General features: G+C 72.8%; 19 protein-coding genes and 1 riboswitch. Of the genes, 7 read left to right on the top strand and 12 right to left on the bottom strand.

Annotated elements, in window-relative coordinates:
* The first annotated feature begins 33 nt into the window (after positions 1 to 33).
* The 7 genes from pepN to V7S47_RS17830 all read left to right on the top strand — a co-directional run bounded on the left by pepN (position 34) and on the right by V7S47_RS17830 (position 11,027).
* The gene (pepN, locus tag V7S47_RS17860) at positions 34 to 2,496 is read left to right on the top strand and encodes an aminopeptidase N (RefSeq protein ID WP_336562835.1); all 2,463 of its coding nucleotides are present in this window, start codon (positions 34 to 36) and stop codon (positions 2,494 to 2,496) included.
* Complete coding sequence (locus V7S47_RS17855; protein ID WP_336562834.1) at positions 2,493 to 3,320, top strand: formate dehydrogenase accessory sulfurtransferase FdhD; 828 nt, start codon at positions 2,493 to 2,495, stop codon at positions 3,318 to 3,320. Before pepN ends, V7S47_RS17855 begins: the two co-directional genes overlap by 4 nt.
* 59 nt (positions 3,321 to 3,379) lie before the next feature.
* Positions 3,380 to 4,555: an exonuclease SbcCD subunit D gene (locus V7S47_RS17850; protein WP_336562833.1), complete on the top strand. Its 1,176-nt coding sequence runs from the start codon at positions 3,380 to 3,382 to the stop codon at positions 4,553 to 4,555.
* Complete coding sequence (locus V7S47_RS17845; RefSeq protein WP_336562832.1) at positions 4,555 to 7,485, top strand: SMC family ATPase; 2,931 nt, start codon at positions 4,555 to 4,557, stop codon at positions 7,483 to 7,485. The genes V7S47_RS17850 and V7S47_RS17845 overlap by 1 nt, the downstream gene beginning before the upstream one ends.
* 23 nt (positions 7,486 to 7,508) lie before the next feature.
* Positions 7,509 to 9,032, top strand: a complete 1,524-nt coding sequence (locus V7S47_RS17840; protein ID WP_336562831.1) for a TldD/PmbA family protein — start codon at positions 7,509 to 7,511, stop codon at positions 9,030 to 9,032.
* Positions 9,032 to 10,435 (top strand): metallopeptidase TldD-related protein, encoded by a 1,404-nt coding sequence (locus tag V7S47_RS17835; RefSeq protein ID WP_336562830.1) that lies wholly within the window; start codon positions 9,032 to 9,034, stop codon positions 10,433 to 10,435. The genes V7S47_RS17840 and V7S47_RS17835 overlap by 1 nt, the downstream gene beginning before the upstream one ends.
* A 67-nt stretch (positions 10,436 to 10,502) precedes the next feature.
* The gene (locus V7S47_RS17830) at positions 10,503 to 11,027 is read left to right on the top strand and encodes a hypothetical protein (RefSeq protein ID WP_336562829.1); all 525 of its coding nucleotides are present in this window, start codon (positions 10,503 to 10,505) and stop codon (positions 11,025 to 11,027) included.
* A 63-nt stretch (positions 11,028 to 11,090) separates the two neighbouring features.
* Here the strand turns inward: V7S47_RS17830 and gcvP are convergent, their stop codons facing one another.
* From gcvP to V7S47_RS17770, 12 genes are all read right to left on the bottom strand, one after another.
* Entirely contained in the window at positions 11,091 to 13,958 is a 2,868-nt protein-coding gene (gcvP, locus tag V7S47_RS17825; RefSeq protein WP_336562828.1) for an aminomethyl-transferring glycine dehydrogenase, read from the bottom strand.
* A gap of 76 nt (positions 13,959 to 14,034) precedes the next feature.
* A riboswitch (glycine riboswitch) is annotated at positions 14,035 to 14,134 on the bottom strand.
* Positions 14,135 to 14,249: 115 nt separating this feature from the next.
* Complete coding sequence (locus V7S47_RS17820) at positions 14,250 to 14,843, bottom strand: MerR family transcriptional regulator (RefSeq protein WP_090860845.1); 594 nt, start codon at positions 14,841 to 14,843, stop codon at positions 14,250 to 14,252.
* A gap of 183 nt (positions 14,844 to 15,026) precedes the next feature.
* Positions 15,027 to 15,494: a bifunctional nuclease family protein gene (locus V7S47_RS17815; RefSeq protein ID WP_090860844.1), complete on the bottom strand. Its 468-nt coding sequence runs from the start codon at positions 15,492 to 15,494 to the stop codon at positions 15,027 to 15,029.
* A gap of 41 nt (positions 15,495 to 15,535) precedes the next feature.
* A complete protein-coding gene (gene ftsR, locus V7S47_RS17810) occupies positions 15,536 to 16,270 on the bottom strand; it encodes a transcriptional regulator FtsR (protein WP_442945361.1) in 735 nt (244 codons plus the stop codon).
* A gap of 10 nt (positions 16,271 to 16,280) precedes the next feature.
* Positions 16,281 to 16,817, bottom strand: a complete 537-nt coding sequence (locus tag V7S47_RS17805) for an FHA domain-containing protein (RefSeq protein ID WP_336562827.1) — start codon at positions 16,815 to 16,817, stop codon at positions 16,281 to 16,283.
* A gap of 140 nt (positions 16,818 to 16,957) precedes the next feature.
* Positions 16,958 to 17,344 carry a glycine cleavage system protein GcvH gene (gcvH, locus tag V7S47_RS17800; protein ID WP_090860842.1) on the bottom strand — a complete coding sequence of 129 codons (387 nt, stop codon included), beginning with the start codon at positions 17,342 to 17,344 and terminating at the stop codon, positions 16,958 to 16,960.
* 52 nt (positions 17,345 to 17,396) lie between these two features.
* Positions 17,397 to 18,152, bottom strand: a complete 756-nt coding sequence (locus tag V7S47_RS17795) for a DUF881 domain-containing protein (protein WP_336562826.1) — start codon at positions 18,150 to 18,152, stop codon at positions 17,397 to 17,399.
* A complete protein-coding gene (locus V7S47_RS17790) occupies positions 18,145 to 18,477 on the bottom strand; it encodes a small basic family protein (RefSeq protein ID WP_090860840.1) in 333 nt (110 codons plus the stop codon). Before V7S47_RS17790 ends, V7S47_RS17795 begins: the two co-directional genes overlap by 8 nt.
* Positions 18,474 to 19,343, bottom strand: a complete 870-nt coding sequence (locus V7S47_RS17785; protein WP_336562825.1) for a DUF881 domain-containing protein — start codon at positions 19,341 to 19,343, stop codon at positions 18,474 to 18,476. The genes V7S47_RS17790 and V7S47_RS17785 overlap by 4 nt, the downstream gene beginning before the upstream one ends.
* Entirely contained in the window at positions 19,336 to 19,950 is a 615-nt protein-coding gene (locus V7S47_RS17780) for a CDP-alcohol phosphatidyltransferase family protein (protein WP_336562824.1), read from the bottom strand. Before V7S47_RS17780 ends, V7S47_RS17785 begins: the two co-directional genes overlap by 8 nt.
* Positions 19,951 to 19,967: 17 nt before the next feature.
* Positions 19,968 to 21,017, bottom strand: coding sequence for a hemolysin family protein (locus V7S47_RS17775; protein WP_336562823.1), 1,050 nt, complete (start codon positions 21,015 to 21,017; stop codon positions 19,968 to 19,970).
* Positions 21,017 to 22,363 (bottom strand): hemolysin family protein, encoded by a 1,347-nt coding sequence (locus tag V7S47_RS17770; RefSeq protein WP_336562822.1) that lies wholly within the window; start codon positions 22,361 to 22,363, stop codon positions 21,017 to 21,019. Before V7S47_RS17770 ends, V7S47_RS17775 begins: the two co-directional genes overlap by 1 nt.
* Positions 22,364 to 22,538 lie beyond the last annotated feature (175 nt).

The raw sequence follows: 22,538 nt of genomic DNA, 5'->3' as shown, positions 1-22,538 counted from the left end.
GGGAGAACCCACCCCAAACCCTAGGGTGAGGCTGTGACCTCGACCGCTCGGAGCCTTCAGCACACCGAGGCCCGTGCCCGGGCCGCCCTCCTCGAGGTCCAGGGGTACGACGTCCGCCTCGACCTGGCCTCCGACGAGGCGACGTTCGGCTCGGTGACCACCATCGCCTTCACCAGCCGCGGCGGCCCGACCTTCCTCGACCTCAAGCCGGTCCGGGTCAACGCGCTGCGGCTCAACGGGACCCCGCTCGACCCCGACCTCCTCGACCGCGGCCGGCTGCCGCTCGAGACCCTCGAGGGCGCCAACGAGCTGGTCGTCGACGCGGTGATGCCGTTCCGCAACGACGGCGAGGGCCTGCACCGCAGCGTCGACCCCGCCGACGGCCGGCACTACGTCTACGGGATGTCCTTCATGGACGCCGCCCCCACGATCTTCGCCTGCTTCGACCAGCCCGACCTGAAGGCGCCGTACACCTTCCACGTGCGGGCGCCGCTCGACTGGACGGTGATCGGCAACGGCGCCGCCTCGCAGGTGGAGCCGGGCCTCTGGGAGCTGGCGACCACGCAGCCGCTGTCGACGTACTTCGTCACCCTGGTGGCCGGGCCGTACCACGTGATCAACGCCGAGCACGACGGCATCCCGCTCGGCCTCAGCGCGCGGCAGAGCCTGGCCGCCGGGCTCGAGGCGGACGCCGAGGAGCTGGTGACGCTGACCGGCCAGTGCTTCGACGAGCTGCATCGGCTGTTCGGGATCCGCTACCCGTTCGGGGCCTACCACCAGGCCTTCGTCCCCGAGTTCAACGCCGGCGCGATGGAGAACCCCGGCTGCGTGACCTTCCGTGACTCGATGGTCTTCGACTCCCGGGTCACCCGCGGCACCCGGCTCAACCGGGCCTCCACCATCGCCCACGAGATGGCCCACCAGTGGTTCGGCAACATCGTGACGCCGCGGTGGTGGGACGACCTGTGGCTCAACGAGTCCTTCGCCGAGTACCTCGGCAACCGGGTCGCCGCCGACGCCACCGAGTACGCCGAGGCCTGGGTCGACAACGCCTACGCCCGGCGGCTGTGGGGCCTCACCGCCGATCTCGGCCCCGGCACCCATCCCGTCGCCGGCAACGGCGCGGTCGACGCGGTCGCCGCGCTCCAGGACTTCGACGGCATCTCCTACGCCAAGGGCTCGACGATTCTGCGTCAGCTCGCGACCTCACTGGGCGACCCGGTCTTCCTGGGCGGCGTGGTCGACCACCTGGAGCGGCACCGGTTCGGCAACGCCATGATGGCCGACCTGCTCGGCAGCTGGGAGCGGGTCGGTGCCGGGGACCTCTCGGCCGTCACGTCCGAGTGGCTGCGCACGCCCGGCGCCGACACGATCGTGCTCGACCGGACGGCCCGCGTGCTCCGTCGTACTCCCCCGGCGGGCTCGCCCGCCGACCGCGCCCACACGTTCCGGGTCGCCGTCCACGACGCGGCCACGCACGCCTGGCGGCTGGAGCCGGTCACGGTGTCCGGTCCCGAGACGTCGTACGACGCGGGCGGGGCGCCGGTCCTGGTCGACCCGTACGGCGAGACCTGGGCCGTCGTCCCGCCCGACCCGGCGACGGTCCGCGCCCTGGTCGACCTGCTGCCGCAGGTGAGTGACCCGCTGCTGCGCTCGGGCGTGTGGAACGGCGTGCGCGAGGGGCTGCACGTCGGCGTGCTCGACCCCGCGGACGTGCTCGAGCTGGTCGTGGCCCACCTGCCGGTCGAGGACACCGAGGACACGCCGCAGCGGGCCAACCCCCGGCGCACTCTGCCCTGGGTCTTCCAGGTGCTGCTGCCGCTCTGCCCGCCCGGCTCGGTCGCCCGCGTGCACGCTGCCGCGCTCGACCGGCTGACGGCCGCCGAGTCCGGCTCCGAGCTGCAGCTCGCCGCCTTCCGCACGGCGATCCGCTCGGCCGGCGAGGAGTCCGTCCTCCGCGGCTGGCTGGGCTCCGCCCCGGCCGGCATCGACCCCGACCTCGAGCTGCGCTGGCGGGTGCTGCACCGGCTGGCCGTCCTCGGGACGACCGACCCGGCCGAGCTCGACGCCGAGCTCGACGCCGGGCCCACGTCGCAGACCCGGGTCGAGCACACCCGGGCGATGTCGTCACTCCCGACGGCTGCGGCCAAGGAGTTCGCCTGGGCGCGGTTCAGCGGCGAGGTCGATGCGACCAACTACGAGATCGAGGCGGCCGGGCTCGGGATGTGGCAGCCCGGTCAGGAGTCGCTGACCACGCCGTACGTCGAGCGCTACTTCGCCGCCCTGCCCGGGCTGGCGACCGTGCACAGCGGCTGGGTGCTGGGCGAGGCGACCGAGGCGTTCTTCCCCGCGACCGCGCTCGACCGCGCCACGGTGGACCGGGTCGCGGCGGTGGCCTCGTCGACCGGCCTCGACCCCACCGTGCGCCGCCGGGTCCTCGACGCGGGCGACCGGTTGGCGCGGATGGTGGCCGTGCGGGCGGCGTACCCGTCATGAAGGCGCGTCGTCCCGGCCCGACCGTGCGGGCCCGCGTGCAGGAGCTGATCGGCGACGCCGTACGCCGGCACGAAGACCGGCTGGCCACCGAGGAGCCGCTGGAGATCCGCCTGGAGTGGCCGGGGGTCGCCGCCCGGCGGGTCTGGGTGACCATGCGGACGCCGGGCCACGACTTCGAGCTCGCGGCCGGCTGGCTGCGGCACGAGGGCGTCGTCGGCGCCGGGTCCGCCGTCCACGGGGTCGCCTACTGCACCGACGAGGCGCTGACGGCCGAGCAGGAGTTCAACGTCGTCACCGTCGCCCTCGACGGGCCGCCCGCGACCGACCCCGGGCACCGGCACGACGCGGCCTCCAGCGGCTCGTCGGCCTGTGGCGTCTGCGGCAAGGACAGTGTCGCCGCGGTCCTCGACGTACCCCGGGGCGCGCGGTGGACAGGACCCGTCCCCGCCCCGGACGTCGTGCGCACCCTGCCCGGTCGGCTGCGCGAGCACCAGCAGGTGTTCGGGCGCACCGGTGGCGTGCACGCCGCGGGGCTCGTGGACGCCGACGGTCGGGTGCTGGTGGTCCGCGAGGACGTCGGCCGCCACAACGCCGTCGACAAGGTGACCGGGGCGCGGCTGCTCGCGGGCGAGCCGGTGGCCGGCGCCTGCCTGGTCGTGAGCGGACGGGCGGGCTTCGAGCTCGTGCAGAAGGCCGTGGCCGCCGGCACCGGCTCGCTGGTCGCGGTCGGCGCCCCCACCAGTCTCTCGGTCCGGCTGGCCGAGGAGGCGGGCCTGGTGCTCTACGGGTTCACGTCGTCCGAGCGCTGCGTCCGCTACGCCTGATCGCCTCCCACGCGGCGTGGGGACGCCGGCTTGTCGGTGCCGCCTCCTAGGTTCGTCCTGTGCGCCTCCTCCACACCTCCGACTGGCACCTCGGCCGGTCGTTCCATCGGGAGGGGATGCTGACCCACCAGGCGACGTACGTCGACCACCTGCTCGAGGTGGTCGACTCCGAGCGGGTCGACGTGGTGCTGGTGGCCGGCGACGTCTACGACCGCGCCCTCCCCCACGTCGACGCGGTCCGGCTGGCCGACGAGGCCCTCGCCCGGCTGGCCGCCTCCCGGGCCCAGGTCGTCCTGACGAGCGGCAACCACGACTCCGCGCAGCGGCTCGGCTTCAGCTCGCGGCTGATCGACGCGGCGGGCGTCTTCATCCGCACCGACGCGGGCCGGGTCGGCACGCCGGTGCTGCTGGAGGACGAGCACGGCCCGGTCGCGATCCACGGCATCCCCTACCTCGACCCCGACGCGGTCCGCGAGCCCTGGGGCCTGGCCGCGCGCTCCCACGAGGCGGCCCTGGCCGAGGCGATGAGGCGGGTCCGCTCCGACCTGGCCGGCCGCTCCGGCGCCACCCGCTCGGTCGTCCTCGCCCACGCCTTCGTGGCCGGCGCCGAGCCCAGCGACTCCGAGCGCGACATCAGCGTCGGCGGCGTCTCCCGGGTGCCGACGTCGGTGTTCGACGGGGTCTCCTACACCGCGCTGGGCCACCTCCACGGCCCCCACACGCTCACCGATGCGGTGCGCTACAGCGGATCGCCGCTGGCCTACTCGTTCTCGGAGGCCGATCAGCGCAAGGGCTCCTGGCTGGTCGACCTGGGCGCCGCGGGCGTCACCTCGGCGACCTTCGTCGAGGCCCCCGTCCCGCGCCGGCTCGCCCGGCTGCGCGGCGACCTCGACGCGCTCCTGGTCGACCCCGACCTGGCTGCCCACGAGGACGCCTGGGTGCAGGTCACCCTCACCGACGCCGTGCGCCCGGCCCGGGCGATGGACCGGCTGCGCGACCGCTTCCCCCACACCCTGCTGCTCGGCTTCGAGGCCGCGGTGCCGGGTCTGGGCGCGCTGCCGGCCGCGCGCACCCACGGGCGCACCGACCACGACGTCGCCCACGAGTTCATGACCGACCTGCGCGGGGTCGCGCCGACCGAGGAGGAGACGACGCTGCTGTTCCGTGCCGTCGACGCCTGCTGCGACGACCCCGACGTCGACACCGTCGTCACCGAGAGCGGGGAGGACGACTGATGCGTCTGCACCACCTCGAGATCACCGCCTTCGGCCCGTTCCCCGACACCGTCGAGGTCGACTTCGACCAGCTCTCCGGGGCCGGGCTCTTCCTGCTCTCCGGCCCGACCGGCGCCGGCAAGACCAGCGTCCTCGACGCGGTCTGCTTCGCGCTCTACGGCGACGTCCCCGGTGACCGCGCGACCGCGCGTCGGCTGCGGTCCGACCAGGCCGTCCCGGGAGTCGCCCCCCGGGTCACCCTCGAGGCGACCCTGTCCGGACGTCGCTTCCGACTCGTCCGCTCCCCCGCGTGGGAGCGACCGAAGAAGCGCGGCTCGGGCACCACCTCCCAGCAGGCCTCGGTCACGGTCTCCGAGCGGATCTCCGGCGAGTGGGTGCCGCTCACCAGCCGCCTCGACGAGGCCGGCCACCTGATCAGCCGTCTCGTCGGCATGAACCTCACCCAGTTCACCCAGGTCGCGATGCTTCCCCAGGGGCGCTTCCAGGCCTTCCTGCGCTCGCGCTCCGAGGAGCGCCACCAGCTGCTCCAGCGGCTCTTCCGCACCGGCCGGTTCGAGGACGTCGAGCGGTGGCTGCGCGACCGCCGCCTCGAGCTGCGGCGGTCGTCGGAGACCGCTCACCAGGACGTCGCCGACCTGGTCAGCCGGGTCTCGGAGGCGGCGACCACGCCCCTGCCCGACGAGTGGGACGTGCGCGACCTGACGGCCCCGGCCGAGGCCGGGTCGCTGGCCTCGTGGTCGGACAGCCTGCTCGCCGAGGCGCGCGGCGCCCTGGCCGGCTCGGCGGCCGCGACCCATGCGGCGACCCAGGTCGAGCGGTCGGCCCGCTCCGCCCTCGACTCCGGTCGGGCGACCGCCGACCAGCAGGCGCGGGTCGAGGCGGCCGCGGCCGAGCACGCCCTGCTCATCGGTGCCGCCGACGAGCACGCCTCCGCCCGCGAGCGGGTCGACGCCGGGCGGCGGGCGGCGTCGGTCATGCCGCTGTGGCGGGTCGCGCGTGCTGCGCGGGAGGCCCACGAGGTCGCGGCGGCCGACGTACCGGTCGGGGTCGAGCGCACGTCCGTGGAGACCACCGTGGCCGAGCTGGCGGACGCCTCCGCGCGCGTGCGGGCGCTCCGGCCGCGGGCCGACCGGCTGGTCGAGCTCGACCAGCGGCTCGCCGAGCTGCAGGAGCACGGTCACGAGGTCACCGAGGCCCTCCGGGTGGCGAGCGAGCGTTCCGGTGAGCTCCCGACCCGGATCGCCGCGCTGCGGGAGTCTCTCGAGGAGGCCCGCGCGGCCGCGGCGACGGTCGAGTCGGCAGCCGCCCGCCTGGCCGCCCACGACGAGCTGAGCGGGCCGACCGGGCTGACCGCCCTGCTGGAGCGGGCCCGGGCCGAGCACGCCGAGGCCCGCGAGCAGACCCTGACGCGCCGTACGACCTGGCTGGATCTGCGCCAGGCCCGGCTGGAGGGCATGGCCGCCGAGATCGCCCACGCGCTCGTCGTGGGCGAGAGCTGCCCGGTCTGTGGCTCCCACGAGCACCCCCACAAGGCGGCCCGGTCGGCGGACGCACCGGACGCGTCCGCCGAGAAGGCGGCCCACAAGGCCGTCGACGCGGCCGCCGCGCTCGAGCACCTCCGGGAGGAGGAGGCTCGCGACCTCGCCACCCGCCACGCCGTCGTCAGCGAGCGGGCCGGCGACCCCGCCGAGCTCGACGAGCTCCGCGCCCGGCACGCCGACCTCCGCGCGGCCGCCTCCGGCGTCCCCGGCCTGGAGCGGATGCTCGCCGCGACCGAGTCCGAGCTCGCTGCGACCGCCGAGACCGTACGCCGACTGGAGGCCGACGCGGCCGAGACCACCGCGTCGCTGCGCCTGCTCGGCCAGGAGGCCGTCTCCCACCGGGCCGAGGTGACCCGGCTGCTGGAGCCCACGCCCCACGGCTCCCTCGACGACCTCGAGGCCGACCTCCACGACCGGGACCGGGATGCCCGCGCCCTCCTGCTGGCCCTCGACGCCCGCGACGCGGCCGCGTCGCGGGCGTCGGAGTCCGCGACCGCCCTCGACGCCGCAGCCCGGGACGCCGGGTTCGACGACCCGGCCGCCGCGGCCGCCGCGGCCCTCGCGCCCGACGAGCTCGAGCAGCTCGCCGCCCAGATGGCCGACCACGACCGCCGGCTCGCCAACGCCGAGGCGATCCTCGCCGAGCCCGGCGCCGACCAGGTCGGCCTCTTCCCGCCGCCCGACCTCCGGGCGCTCACCCGCGCCCACGACCGGGCCCATCGCGCCCTCACCACCGCCCGCGCGACCGAGCAGGCCGGCTCCGGTCGCGTGGAGCGGCTCTCCCTCCTCGTCTCCGAGCTGGGCGGCGCACTCCAGCGCTGGGCGCCGGTGCGCGCCGAGCTCGACCTGACCACGCGCCTGGCGAGCTTCGTCGAGGGCAAGGCCCCCGACAACCGTCTCCAGATGCGCCTGTCCGCCTACGTCCTCGCCTACCGGCTCTCCCAGGTCGTCGCGGCCGCCAACGAGCGGCTGGCCCGGATGAGCGACCAGCGCTACTCGCTCGAGCACACCGGACACCGCGGGGCCGGCGAGACCCGTGGTGGCCTGAGCCTGCTGATCCGCGACGACTGGTCCGGCGAGTCCCGGGACCCGGCGACCCTCTCCGGCGGCGAGACCTTCGTCGTGTCGCTCGCGCTCGCCCTCGGCCTCGCCGACGTGATCACCCAGGAGACCGGAGGCGCCGACCTCGACACCCTGTTCGTCGACGAGGGCTTCGGTGCCCTCGACGCCGACACCCTCGACGACGTGCTCGACACGCTCGACTCGCTGCGCGACGGGGGTCGCGTCGTCGGCGTGGTCAGCCACGTCGCGGAGATGCGCGACCGGATCCCCACTCAGCTCGTCGTGACCAAGGCCCGCACCGGCTCGACGATCGCGGTGACGGGCTGACCGCCTCGGGTAGGTTCGGTCGCATGAGTGGCCAGCAGGTCGATCCCAGCTTCCTCTCGCTCCCCTACCGCAGTCTCGGCGACACCGCGCTCGCGCGGGCGCAGGAGCTCGGGGCGAGCCACGCCGACTTCCGCTTCGAGCGGGTCCGCTATCAGGACGTCGCCGTCCGCGACGCGGTGCTGCAGAGCGCCAGTGACCGTGAGGACCTGGGCTTCGCGGTCCGGGTGCTGCACGGCGGCGCGTGGGGCTTCGCGGCGGGCGTCGTCCTCACCGACGAGGAGGCGGTGCGGGTAGCCGAGACGGCCGTCGCGGTCGCCCGGGTCGCGGCCACGATGACCCCGGTGCCGGTGGAGCTGGCCCCCGAGCCCGTGCACGCCGACGTGACGTGGGTGTCGTCGTACGACGTCAACCCGTTCGACGTCCCCGTGGCCGAGAAGGCCGCCGTGCTCGTCGGGTGGACGGAGCGGCTGCGCACCGGTGCGGCCGTCGACCACGCGTCGGCGTACCTCCAGCAGGTGCTGGAGAACAAGTACTATGCCGACCTCACCGGCACCCGCACCACCCAGCAGCGGGTCCGGATGCAGCCCGGCTTCGAGGCCATGGGCGCCGGCGCCGACACCTTCGACGCGATGGCCAGCATCGCCCCGCCCGTCGGGCGCGGCTGGGAGTACGTCGTCGGCAGCGGACCGGAGGCCTGGGACTGGGACGCCGAGGTCGACGAGGTCCCCGAGCTGCTCGCCGAGAAGCTGAAGGCCCCGAGCGTCGAGGCCGGCAGCCACGACCTGGTGATCCACCCGAGCAACCTGTGGCTGACCATCCACGAGTCGATCGGCCACGCGACCGAGCTCGACCGCGCGCTCGGCTACGAGGCCAACTACGCCGGCACCTCCTTCGCGACGTACGACCAGCTCGGCACGCTGCAGTACGGCAGCGGCGTGATGAACGTGACCGGAGACCGCACGCTGGAGCACGGCCTGGCCACCGTCGGGTACGACGACGAGGGGGTCGAGACCCAGTCCTGGGACATCGTGCGCGACGGGGTCCTGGTCGGCTACCAGCTCGACCGCGCCATGGGTCTGATGAAGCCGGAGCTCAACGGCGGTCGCTCCAACGGCTGCGCGTACGCCGACTCCCCGGGCCACATCCCCATCCAACGGATGGCCAACGTCAGCCTCCAGGCCGCTCCCGATGGCCCGAGCACCGAGGAGCTGATCGGCCGGGTCGAGCGCGGCCTCTACGTCGTGGGCGACAAGAGCTGGTCGATCGACATGCAGCGCTTCAACTTCCAGTTCACCGGGCAGCGCTTCTACCGGATTCAGGACGGCGAGCTGGTCGGGCAGGTGCGCGACGTCGCCTACCAGGCCACGACCACGGAGTTCTGGGGATCGCTGGAGGCGGTCGGCGGTCCGGACACCTGGGTGCTGGGCGGCGCGTTCAACTGCGGCAAGGCCCAACCCGGGCAGGTGGCGTCGGTGAGCCACGGCTGCCCGACGTCGCTCTTCCGCGGCGTCAACATCCTCAACACCACCGACGAGGCGGGCCACTGATGACCACCCAGCAGTCGACGCTGTCCCCCCAGTCATTCGTCGAGCACGCCGTCGCCACCACGCTGGCCGACGACTGCGTCGTACTCGTCCACGACAAGACCAGTGCCAATCTGCGCTGGGCCAACAACACCCTGACCACCAACGGCGTGATGCACGGCGTGACCGTCACGGTGATCTCGTTCGTCCGCACCGCCGCCGGTGTCTCGACCGGCTCGGTCACCGGCAGCGCGACCACCCAGGCCCAGGTCACCGCGCTCGTGGAGGCCGCCGACGCGGCCGCCCGGGCGGGCTCGCCCGCGGAGGACGCCGCCGATCTGGTCCGCGACCGGGTCTCCCCCGACTGGGCCGACGGGTCGGTCCCCACCGACGTCCACGTGTACGACGCCTTCGCCCCCGCCCTGGGCGAGGCCTTCGGCCGGGCCACGGCGGCCGACCGCGTCCTCTACGGCTTCGTCAACCACGAGGTCACCACCACCTACCTCGGCTCGACGACCGGGCTGCGGCTGCGGCACGTCCAGCCGACCGGCCACTACGGCTGCACCGGCAAGACGGCCGACCTCACCCAGAGCGCCTGGGTCGGGGGCGCGACCCGCGACTTCACCGACGTCGACGCGCTCGCCATGGACGCCACGCTCGCGCAGCGGCTCGGCTGGGGCGCTCGGCAGGTCGCGCTGCCGGCCGGCCGCTACGACACCATCCTGCCGCCGACCGCGGTCGCCGACCTGATGATCGACGCCTACTGGTACGCCGGCGCCCGGGTCGCCTGGGAGGGCCAGTCGGTCTACAGCCGGCGCGGCGCCGGCACCCGGATCGGCGAGCGGATCGCCCACCCCGGGGTCGGTCTGTTCTCCGATCCGTCGTACCCCGCCCTGGAGTGCGCGCCCTTCGCCGTGGCCTCGCGCTCCGGCAACGAGTCCAGCGTCTTCGACAACGGCCTGCCCCTGGCGCGCACCGACTGGATCCGCGACGGCGAGCTGACCGCGCTGCTGCAGACCCGGCACTCCGCCGCGATGACCTCGCAGCCGGTCACCCCGGCCATCGACAACCTGGTGCTGAGCGTCGACGGCGCCACCGGCTCCGTCGAGGACCTGGTCGCCGGCACCGAGCGCGGCCTGCTGCTGACCTGCCTCTGGTACATCCGCGAGGTCGACCCGCAGTCGCTGCTCCTCACCGGGCTCACCCGCGACGGCGTCTACCTCGTCGAGAACGGCGAGATCACCGGCGCGGTCAACAACTTCCGGTTCAACGAGAGCCCGATCGACCTGCTCGGCCGGTTCACCCACGCGTCCGCGACGGTCCCGAGCTTCAGCCGCGAGTGGGGCGACGACTACTTCTCCCGTACGGCGACCCCCGCCCTGCGGGTCCCGGACTTCAACATGTCGAGCGTGTCGCAGGCGCAGTGACGCAACCCGGTGCCGTGGTCGGGCGTATCCCTCCCGACAACCGACACGACGCACCAGGAGCACCACCATGCACAGCACCACCCGCCTCGCCCTCGCCACCGTCTCCCTGATCGGGACGGTCGCCGGCGTGGCGTTCACGCCCGCCTCCGCGACCGCAGGCCCCGAGTCCGTCCGGGAGCGTGGCGTCGTCCTCGCCTGCACCGGCACCCTGAAGGAGAGGCAGGTCGTGGTCGAGGTCTACGAGAACGACACCTACGGCAACTCCGTCTCCGTCGTCATCGGCGATCCGGACGCGGGAGGGGTCCACGGATCGAGGAGCACCACGACGAGCGTGTGGGCCGGCCGGCGAGTAGAGGCCACCGTCCGGGTCCAGGGCCGGCGGGCCGCCGTCACGGGCGTGGCCAGGAAGACCGGTCCGCGCATCGCCGTCCACGACGAGTTCGACGACGCCGGCCAGCACATCGTCGCGGACGGCTTCCACCGCCGCCTCCGCACCGACCTGACCCTGACCTACCGCAAGAGCCGGGTCCCGCTCACCTGCGCCCCGGCCTTCCGCTACGACGTCCAGGTCACCAAGGAGGACCTGCCCTGATCGCGCCACGCCGAGTCAGCACTACTGGTGCTGACTCGGCCCTCAACTCCTGCTGACTCGGCGCTACTCGGCGAAGGCCTCGGGGGGCGGGCAGGCGCAGACCAGGTTGCGGTCGCCGTACGCCTGGTCGATCCGGGCCACGGGCGGCCAGTACTTGTCCGGGTCGACGCCGGTCGGGAAGACGGCCAGCTCGCGGGAGTACGGACGGTCCCAGTCGCCGACCAGGGCCCGCGACGTGTGCGGCGCGCCGCGCAGCGGCGACTCCTCGGGGCTCCACTCCCCCGCGCCGACCCGGTCGATCTCGGACTTGATGGCGATCATGGCGTCGCAGAACCGGTCGATCTCGGCCAGGTCCTCGGACTCGGTCGGCTCCACCATCAGGGTGCCGGCCACCGGGAACGACATGGTCGGGGCGTGGAAGCCGTAGTCGACGAGCCGCTTGGCCACGTCGTCGACGCTCACGCCGGTCTCCTTGGTCAGCCCCCGCACGTCGAGGATGCACTCGTGGGCGACCAGCCCACCGTGACCGGTGTAGAGCACCGGGAAGTGCTCGCCGAGCCGCGCCGCCACGTAGTTGGCCGACAGCACCGCCGACGCGGTCGCCCGGGTCAGGCCCTCGGCGCCCATCAGCCGGATGTAGGCCCACGAGATCGGCAGGATCCCCGCCGAGCCGTACGGCGCCGCGCTGATCGGACCGATGCCCGCCCGCTTGTCGGCCTCCGGGTGCATGCCGTGCGTCGGCAGGTACGGCGCCAGGTGCGCGCGTACGGCGACCGGCCCTACGCCCGGTCCGCCCCCACCGTGCGGGATGCAGAAGGTCTTGTGCAGGTTCAGGTGGGAGACGTCCCCGCCGAACTCACCGGGCTTCGCGTAGCCGAGCAGCGCGTTGAGGTTGGCGCCGTCGACGTACACCTGGCCGCCGTGGGCGTGCACGACCTCGCAGAGCTCGGTGATCGTGTCCTCGTAGGCGCCGTGCGTCGACGGGTAGGTCACCATGATCGCCGCCAGGTCGTCGGCGTGCTTCTCGCACTGCGCGCGCAGGTCGACCAGGTCGACGGTGCCGTCGTCGGCGGCCTTGACGACCACCACCCGCATGCCGGCCATCACCGCGGACGCGGCGTTGGTGCCGTGGGCCGAGGACGGGATCAGGCAGACGTCGCGCGTGGCGTCGCCGTTGGCCCGGTGGTAGCCACGGATGGCGAGCAGGCCGGCGAGCTCGCCCTGCGAGCCGGCGTTCGGCTGGATCGACACCCGGTCGTAGCCGGTGACCTCGGCCAGCCAGCCCTCCAGCTCGGTGACCAGTTGGAGGTAGCCGGTGGCGTCCTCGGCGGGCGCGAACGGGTGCAGGTCGGCGAAGCCCGGCAGCGACACCGGCTCCATCTCGGTGGTGGCGTTCAGCTTCATCGTGCAGGAGCCGAGCGGGATCATCCCGCGGTCCAGCGCGTAGTCGCGCGCGGACAACCGCCGCAGGTAGCGCAGCATCGCGGTCTCGCTGTGGTGCGTCGAGAACACCTCGTGCGTGAGGTACGGCGTCCGCCGCCGCAGGGACTCCGGAAGCGACTCGCCCGCGGCCGCGTCGACCGCCTCCAGGTCGGCCTCCACGCCGAAGGCGTCGAGCAGCCGGACCAGCGTCGAGCGGGTCGTGCACTCGGAGGTCGAGACCCCGACCCGGTCGGCGTCGACGAGCCGGAGCTGCAGGCCCAGCTCGCGGGCCTTCGCGACGACGTCGGACGCCCGGCCCGGCACGACCACCTCGACGGTGTCGAAGAACTCGGCGTGCGAGACCGACAGACCGCCCCCGGCGAGGGCGGCGGCCAGCACCGCGGCGTACCGGTGCGTGCGCGTCGCGATCGCCCGCAGCCCCTCGGGACCGTGGTAGACGGCGTACATCGAGGCGACCACGGCGAGCAGCACCTGGGCGGTGCAGATGTTGGAGGTCGCCTTGTCGCGACGGATGTGCTGCTCGCGCGTCTGCAGCGCGAGCCGGTACGCCGGGCGCCCCTCGGCGTCGACCGAGACGCCGACGAGCCGCCCGGGCAGGTGCCGCTCCAGGCCGGCCGCGACGGCCATGTAGCCGGCGTGCGGGCCGCCGTAGAAGAGCGGGACGCCGAAGCGCTGGGTGGAGCCGACGACCACGTCGGCGCCGAGCTCGCCGGGCGACTCCAGCAGCGTCAGGGCGAGCAGGTCCGCGGCCACGACGGCCAGTGCGTTGCGCTCGTGGGCCGCCTCGATCACCGACCGCGGGTCGAGGATCCGGCCCGATGCGCCGGGGTACTGCACGAGCACGCCGGACAGCTCGCCCTCCGGGAGCCCGGCGGACAGGTCGGCGACGACGACCGCGATACCCATCGCCTCGGCTCGGGTGCGGACGACCTCGATGGTCTGGGGCAGTGCGTCGGCGTCGACGACGAAGGGACCGGACGCCTTGCGGTTGCCCCGTCGTACGAGCGTCATGGCCTCGGCCGCGGCCGTGCCCTCGTCCAGCAGGCTCGCGTTGGCGGTGGGCAGCCCGGTGAGGTCGCCGACCACGGTCTGGAAGTTGATCAGCGCCTCCAGCCGACCCTGCGAGATCTCAGGCTGGTACGGCGTGTAGGCGGTGTACCAGCTCGGGTCCTCGAGCACGTTGCGCCGGATCACCGGCGGCGTCAGGGTGGCGTGGTACCCGAGGCCGATCATCGCCTCCCCCGGGCGGTTGGCGCCGGCGATGGCTCGGAGCTCGCGGGCGGTCTCGTCCTCGGTGAGGGCCGGCGGCAGGTCCAGCTCGGCGGCCGGGCGGATGCCCCCCGGGACGGCGGCGGCCATCAGGGCCTCGAGCGAGTCGAACCCGAGCCGGGCCAGCATCGTGTCGACGTCGGCGGGACGCAGCCCGACGTGGCGGTCGGCGAACGGGAGGGCGGCATCGAGCTCGGCGAGCGATGGGACGTCAGACAACGGGGCTCCTCGAATCCAGAAGATGGGTCGATCGGCCTCCCCCTCTGTCGGAGCGCCGTCGCTCCTCCAGAGTCGCCTGCTCCACGCGGTCCGGTGGCCTGAGAGGTTCCGGGGAGGAATTGCCCCTTCGGCGCCCCGCCCGGCGAACCGGTCGAGGACTCTCCCGCGCGGGATGGTCAGCAGATCAGAATCTACCAGCCGCAACGCGAACGGTCCGCCACCCCGAAGGGCGGCGGACCGCGCAGAAGTCGATAAGTCGACCTGTGGTCGAGTCGATGTGTCTCCGAATCGTCAACCGGCGTTGCGGGCCGCCCGGCGCGCGGCGAGCTCGTCGCTGGCACTCGCGGCCGGAGCGTCCTCGGCGGTGCGCTCGCTGGGCAGCTCGGCGAGGGTGCCCTCGATCTCGCGCCAGACCCCGCCGATCGCGATGCCGAAGACGCCCTGCCCACCCTGGAGCAGGTCGATGACCTCGTCGTTGCTGGTGCACTCGTAGACCGAGGCACCGTCGCTCATCAGGGTGACCCGGGTGAGGTCCTCGGTCCCCCGCTCGCGCAGGTGCTGGACCGCGGTGCGGATCTGCTGCAGCGAGATGCCGGCGTCGAGCAGACGCTTGACGACCTTCAGCAGCAGGATGTCCTGGAAGGAGTAGAGGCGCTGCGAGCCGGACCCCTTGGCGCCGCGCACCGTCGGCTCGATCAGGCCGGTGCGGGCCCAGTAGTCGAGCTGGCGGTAGGTGATGCCGGCCGCGTTGCACGCCGTCGGACCCCGGTAGCCGGTGTCGCTGGGCAGCGGCGACACGTCGTCGGTGAAGAGGAGCCCCTGCTCGTCGGCAGCCTCGACAGCCGCGGCTGCCTCGGGGTTCAGCTCCTGCTCGTGCTCGTTCACACGGTCCTCCGGGGGTCTACTCCGTTTGCACGTAACTACCGGGGAAGGTGCTGGTGCCGAGCGCGAGGCACAACCACAGCGGTGGAGTTACAACAGAGACAGTTCAAGGTATGCCCCAGCCGGGAGGTGGTCAAAGACGTCGGCGGCGTGTCGCAACCCTCAACCTCAGGTTGAGGGTGAGGGCTACTGCGCCTCGAAGTCCTCGGGGGTGACCTGGTCGAGGAACTCGCGGAACTTCTCGACCTCGTCCTCCTGCTCGGCCGGCACGGCGAGACCGGCCTCGTCGAGGACCTCCTCGGCGCAGACGATCCGGGTCCCGGTCCGCAGCGCCAGGGCGATCGAGTCGGACGGCCGTGCACTCACCTCGGCGCCGGACCCGAAGACCAGCGTCGCGAAGAAGACGCCGTCCTTGACATCGGTGATCCGGACCTCGGTCAGCTCGTTGCCGGTCGCCTCGAGCACGTCCTTCATCAGGTCGTGCGTCAGCGGCCGGGGCGGCACCACTCCCTGCTGGGCGAAGGCGATCGCCGTCGCCTCCACAGCGCCGATCCAGATCGGCAGGTAGCGCTCCCCCGAGACCTCGCGCAGCAGCACGATGGGCTGGTTCGACGGCATCTCCACCCGGACACCCATGACATCCACTTCGCGCACATCGCCACCCTACTCCGGCCGACGACATGACCCCGAGGGCCCTACGACGAGCGCAGACCGGCCTTCACCAGCGTCGCGTGCAGCCGCACCGAGAGCGCGGCGATCTCGCTCACGGCCTCCTCGGCGCGGGCCTTGGCGGCGGCGTCCCGACCGCGCTTGTGGGGGGCGACGACCTGCTCGACCAGGCCGACCTCGCGGTCGGCGGCGGTCTTGAAGGCACGCAGGTGGCGCGGCTCGAAGCCGAAGTCGGCGAGCTCGCGGGCGGTCTGGGCGATGACCAGGCAGTCGGTGTCGTAGTGACCGGTGCCGGGACGCGGCGAGATCAGGCCGAACTGCTCGAGCTGGTCGAGCAGGTCCTCGGAGATCTCGGCGATCTTGACCAGCTCGCGCCGGGAGAGCCGCAGCTGATCATGGCGACGGAAGGACTCGGGCGAGGGCAGCCCGTCGGCGGCGAGCGCGACCCGCGGGACCGTGGGGACCACGGCATCGATCGGCGGCGGCTCGAGCCCGCGGTCGATCGCGTCGAGGTGCTCCCCGATCACCTTCAGCGGGAGGTAGTGGTCGCGCTGCATGCGCAGCACGTAGCGCAACCGCTCGACGTCCTCGGCCGAGAACTTCCGGTAGCCCGACGGTGTGCGGTCGGGCTTGATCAGGCCCTTGTCCTCGAGGAACCGGATCTTCGGGATGGTGATGCCCGGGAAGTCGGGTCGCAGGAGGTCGAGCACCTCCCCGATGTTCATCCGCCCCCGGGACGAGCCCGGGGTCGGCGCCGTCACGGCCACGGGCTCAGGCGCTCTCGTGCCCGGAGAAGAAGACCAGCCGGTACTTGCCGATCTGCACCTCGTCGCCGTCGGTCAGCAGCACCCGGTCGATCCGGTCGCGATTGACGTAGGTCCCGTTGAGGCTGCCGACGTCGCTGACCGTGAACGACGCACCCTCGCGCGTGAACTCGGCGTGCCGGCGGGACACGGTGACGTCGTCGAGGAAGATCTCGCTGTCCGGGTGCCGACCGGCCTTGACCACGTCGGCGTCGAGCAGGAACCGGCTCCCGGAGCCGGGGCCGCGCTGGACCACCAGGAGCGCGTGGCCCGTCGGGAGCGCGTCGACCGCGGCCGCGTCGACCGGGTTGAGCTGACGGTCCGAGGTCTCCGCCTTGTCACCGACCCCGATCTGGATCGTGGCCGTGGACTCCCCCACCGGCTCGTTGACGGTCGTGTCGTCGGCCGCGGGCGCCGGCTCGGCGCTCGCGAGCCGGGTCCCGCACTGCGAGCAGAAACGGGCGTCGTCGGGGTTCTGCCTGCCACATGCTGTGCAGAACGGCATCGGTCATCCTCCGGAGTCGTGCGTGAAACCCCAGGTCCCCCAAGGCGGAACCCTCAAGGCCGGGCTGAGGTTGACGGTTGTTCGAACCTATCAGCCCGAGCCTCGGGCTCAAGCCGGTTCGGGCCTTGCAGGCGGGACGATCAGGAGCCGAGCGACTCGACGTACGCCGCGGCGTCCATCAGCTCGTCGAGCTGGGTCGGGTCGGACGGGACGACCTCGAAGAGCCAGCCGCCGGAGTAGGGGTCGTTGTTGACCAGCTCGGGGGTCGCGTCGAGGGCCTCGTTGCGGGCCACCACCTCGCCGGAGACCGGCGCATAGACGTCGCTGACCGACTTGGTCGACTCCAGCTCGCCGCAGGTGCTGCCGGCCTCGATGGTGTCGCCGACCTCGGGGAGCGAGACGTAGACGATGTCGCCGAGGGCGTCCTGGGCGAAGTGGGTGATGCCCACCCGGACCGACCCCTCCTGCTCACCGGGCGAGCGCAGCCACTCGTGCTCGGAGGTGTACTGAAGGTCGTCGGGGTACAAGGCGTCTCCTCTGGTCCGAGCGGGCGGGGCGGTGCGGCGGTGCCTGCGAAGGTTACTGCCCGGGAGCGGCCTGGGCGTACTCCGGATCCACGACGTCGCGCACCGCGGTGATCTCGAGGCGGCCGGGGTCCTTGAAGGTGAGGGTGCCCCCGTCGATCTCCTCGACCTGGTACCGCGGCCCGAGCGGGAAGGTGAGCGCACCCTCGAGGCTGTGCGGATCCCCGATCACGTCGAAGACGTACGGCGGCTCGAGCTGCTGCCCGTCGATCACGATCCCGCCCACGCCCTCCGAGAAGGCGCTCTGCGCCACCAGCCGGACCTGCCCGTCGACCTGGATCGCCTCGGCACTGCCGGTGCGCAGCTCCTGGACCATGTCGAGCAGGGTCTCGGCGCTGACCGGGCCGGTCTTCTCCTTCACGGTGATCCGGAGGCCGGGCCCCGTCACCGGCACCTGGCCGGCGAGGATCCGCAGCGTCTCGGCCTCGGTCCGGGCCTGCCCGAGAGCGGCCTGGCGACGGTCGGAGTCGGAGCGGAGCTCGTCGCGGGTGTCCTCGAGCCGCGAGATCTCGGCCTCGGCCCGCTGGCTGGTGCCGGCCAGGCCGGTGAGCACGTCGATCAGGTCCTGCTCGCGGTAGCCGGCGAAGTCGGCGTCGTCGACCTGGGTGTCGCGGACCTGGGTGATCGCCGCGAACGCCAGCAGCCCGAGCAGCACGGCCACCACGGCCTGACCACGCGACGGGCGGGTCAGGGCCCGCTGCAGCCGCTCCCGTCCGCTGGCGGGAGCCTCGTCGGGGGTCGGGTCAGGCATGGAACAGGTGCCTCCGGATCGCCGCGACGTTCGAGAAGATCCGGATGCCGAGGACGACGATGACGCCGGTCGAGAGCTGGCCGCCGACGCCGAGCTGGTCGCCGAGGTAGACGATCGCCGCCGCGATCACGACGTTGCTCACGAACGACACCACGAAGACCTTGTCGTCGAAGATGCCGTCGAGGTAGGCGCGCAGGCCGCCGAACACGGCGTCGAGGGCGGCGACCACGGCGATGGGCAGGTAGGGCTCCAGGGACTGCGGGACGTCAGGCTCGAAGACGAGCCCGAGCACGATCCCGGCGAGCAACCCGAGTGCGGCGATCACGGCGTGGTTCCCTCCTCGGCCCTACGGTCGGACTGCGTCGTGGCCACGGAGGCGTTCCGCAGTCGCTTGTCGCGGGCGGCCGGCAGCACCATCGAGTCCTCATTGTCCATGTCGAAGCGGAAGCCGTAGCGGTCTTGGAGCGCGTCGAACCGCTCGAACGTGTCGGTGTCGAGCAGGTCGGCGGCGAGCCGGCCCGAGTCGCCGATCGCCTGCAGCATGTAGGGCGGCAGCAGCGCCGACGACTCCACGTTGATGGCGACGTCGGAGTTGTTGATCGAGGTCACCACGCTGAGCCGGTGCCCGTTGAGCGCGATCGCCTCCGCGCCCGCCTGCCACAGGCCGTTGATCAGCAGGAAGAGGTCCTCCTTGCGGATCCGCTCCTCCCCCTGCTCGGGATCGTCGACGGTGATCCGGACGCCCGGGCCGCGCACCGCCACCCCACCGGTGCGGACCGAGAGACGCTCGTTGGCGTCGGCCACCGACTGCTGGGCGGCGTCGGTGCGGTCCTGCTCGTCCTCGAGATCGGCGATCTCGTCGCGCAGGTCGGCGAGGCTCACCTGCTGCGCGGCCACATCGGCCCGCTGGTTGAGGATCTGCTCGATCAGGCTCTCCCGGCCCGCGTCGACCGTGTCGGCGTTGCGGTTGGTCTGCACCGCCGCGGTCGTGACCAGCACGCCGAAGACGGCGACGACCGCCACCACGGCAGCGGTACGACGACCGCGGTGTCCCGGTGGCGGGTTCGCCCCGCCGCGGGCCACGCGCCGCTCGGCGGCGTGCAGGTAGTCCTCGTCGAGGGACTGCTGGGTGATCAGGGTGAGCAGCGGCATGGTCACCCGGGCTGGCAGCCGCTCCCTCGTGTCAGCCATGGCGGGCCGCCGTCGTCCGGCGCTCGGTGGTGGCGAGCAGCCGGCGTACCTGCCAGGCGTAGAGGACGCCGGCCCACCAGTAGAGACCGATCCCCCAGAACGCGAAGGCCCAGCCGAAGACGTCGGCGAGCGTGGCGACCGTCCCGTCGCCGTCGCCCAGGAGCAGCAGCGGGAAGGCGTAGAGCAGGTTGAAGGTGGCGGCCTTGCCCAGGAAGTGCACGGGTAATGCGCTGTAGCCGCGGGTCCGCAGCAGCGGCACCAGGCCCCACATCAGCAGGTCGCGCAGCGGCAGCGAGACCGCCATCCACCAGGGGATGACGTCGCGCAGGGCCAGGCCGACGACGACCGCCAGGATGTAGAGCCGGTCGGCGACCGGGTCCAGGATCTGCCCGACCACCGTGGTCTGGTTGAACCGGCGCGCGAGCCAGCCGTCGGCGAAGTCGGTGAAGCCGGAGACCATCAGCAGGGCCAGCGCCCACCCGTCGGCCTCGGGTCCCAGCACCAGCCAGAGGAAGACCGGGACCCCGGCGAGGCGCAGCATGCTGAGCACGTTGGGCAGCGTCCATACCCGGTTGGTCGCCGCACCCTCGTCCACCACGGTCGACACCCTAGATCGTGGGGAGGTCAGACCTGCTCCTCGAGGTGTGCCGCGTCGCGGATCTCTCCGATCAGCTCCTCGATCACGTCCTCGAGCGTGGCCAGTCCGACGGTGGTGCCGTCGGGGTCGACCACCCGCGCCATGTGGGCGCCACGCCGCTGCAGCTGCTCCAGCGCGTCGTGCAGCGCGTCCTGCCCGGTGACCGGCGCGAACGGTCGGATCCACTTGTCCTCGATCGGGCGCAGGCGACGCTCCTCGTCGGGCTCCAGCACGTCCTTGATGTGCAGGTAGCCGAGCAGCTCGCCGTCGTCGCCCTCCACCGGGAACCGGCTGAAGCCGGTCGCGGCGCAGAGCGCCTCGACGTCGGCGGCGGACGAGCCCCGCCGTACGGTCGAGAGGGTCGCCCGGGGCATCAGCACCGCGGACACGGTCTTCTCCGTGAAGCCGAGCGCACCCGCCAGCCGGTCGTACTCGTCGTCCTCCAGCAGTCCCTCTCCCCGGGACTCCTCGACCAGCGCCGCGACCTCCTCGCGGGTGTAGCTGGAGCTGATCTCGTCCTTGGGCTCCACCTTCAGCAGCCGCAGGGTGCCGTTGGCGATCGCGTTGAGCGCGACGATGACGGGGCGCAGGACGGTCACGACGCCGAGCATCGGCGGACCGAGCACGAGGGCGGCCCGGTCGGGGCCGGCGATCGCGATGTTCTTCGGGACCATCTCGCCGAGCACGACGTGCAGGAAGACCACGATGGCCAGCGCGATCACGAACGAGATCGGGTGCACCAGCCCGTGCGGGACGTGCAGTCCCTCGAACAGCGGCTCCAGCAGGTGGGCGACGGCGGGCTCGCCGACCGCACCCAGCCCGACCGAGCAGATGGTGATGCCGAGCTGGGCGCCCGCCATCATCAGCGAGACGTTCTCCATGGCGCGCAGGGTGGTGCGCGCCATCCGCGAGCCGGCCTGGGCGCGCGGCTCGATCTGGCTGCGCCGAGCCGAGATGAGCGCGAACTCCGCGCCGACGAAGAAGGCGTTGAAGGCGAGCAGCAGCAGGGCCACCACGAGGGCGGTGTAGTCGCTCATCAGGCGTCCGTCCCTTCCAGCAGCCGCAACGACAGGCGGTCGACCCGGAGGCCGTCCATGTGCTCGACGGTCAGCACCGCGAGCTGCTCGCGCGGCTCGTCGGGGTCGGAGCGGTCGGGCACCGGCACCTCGGCCAGGTCGCCGCGCTGCGGGATCCGGCCGAGCACCTTCAGCACCAGGCCGGCGACGGTGTCGTAGTCCTCGTCGTCGGGCAGCTCGATGCCGGTCAGGTCCTCCACCTCGTCGGGACGCAGCAGGCCCGAGATCGACCAGGACCCGTCGCGCCGGTGGCGGGCCCGGGAACCGCTGCGGTCGTGCTCGTCGGAGATGTCACCGACGATCTCCTCGATCACGTCCTCGAGGGTCACGATGCCGGCGTGCCCGCCGTACTCGTCGAGGACGACGGCCATCTGGAAGCCGTCCTCGCGCAGCAGCGCCAGCAGCGGGTCGAGGCGCAGCGAGTCCGGGACCACGATCGGCTTGACCATCAGGTGCTTGACCTTGGTGGTCGAGCGCTCGTGCAGCGGCAGCGCGACGGCGTGCTTCACGTGGACCGTGCCGACCACGGCGTCGTCGGCGTCGAGCACCGGGAAGCGGGAGTGCCCGGTGTGCCGGGCGGCGTCGATGATCGCGCTGGCCCGGTCGTTGACCTCGAGGCTGTAGGTGCGCACTCGCGGCGTCATGATCTCGCCGGCGGAGCGGGTGCCGAACTCCACCGAGCGCTCCATCAGCTCGGCGGTCTCGGCGTCGAGGGTGCCCTCGTCGGCCGAGCGCTGGATCAGCGAGGCCAGCTCGGTGGAGCTGCGCGCCGAGCGCAGTTCCTCCTGCGGCTCGATCCCGAGCCGGCGGACCAGGGCGTTCGCGGAGCCGTTGAGGAAGCGGATCGGGATCCGGTTGACGGCGGTGAACGCGCGCATCACGCCCTGCGTGGCCCGAGCGGTCTCGAGCGGCAGCGCGATCGCATAGTTCTTGGGCACCAGCTCGCCGAACAGCATGGTCAGGACGGTGCCGAGGACCAGGCCGAACGCGATCGCGATCGGGCTCACCGCGCCGGACGGCGTGCCCACCGCCTCCAGCGGACCGCGGACCAGCTCGGCGATCGCCGGCTCGGCTAGGAAGCCGATGCCGAGGTTCGTGAGCGTGATGCCGACCTGGGCGCCGGAGAGCTGGGTCGAGAGGCTGCGGAGCGCGGTCTGCACGCCCTGGGCGCCGGCGTCGCCGGCGGCCGCCGCCTGCTCGACCCGGTTGCGGTCGACGGTGACGAACGAGAACTCCGCCGCGACGAAGACGCCGCACAGCAGGACCAGCACCAGGGCGAGGGCCAGGAGCAGGAGGGAGGTGGTCATCGGCGCTCCCCTGACGGGAGCGAACTACTTTGAGAGCCGTCCATGGGGCGGGAGGTGAGTCCTTCGAGACGTAGCCGGATGAGTCGCAAAGCATACTGACCCGTGACCTGATCCGCCGCACTCCGGGAGCTCCTCGCCTTAGGCTGGACGCGGTCGCCTCGAGCTCCCGGGGCGG

The sequence above is a fragment of the Nocardioides sp. CCNWLW216 genome (genome assembly GCF_037120545.1).
GTDB lineage: Bacteria > Actinomycetota > Actinomycetes > Propionibacteriales > Nocardioidaceae > Nocardioides > Nocardioides lianchengensis.
The sequence above is the reverse complement of the archived record's forward strand: the minus strand, read 5'-3'. Positions and strand labels throughout refer to the sequence as shown.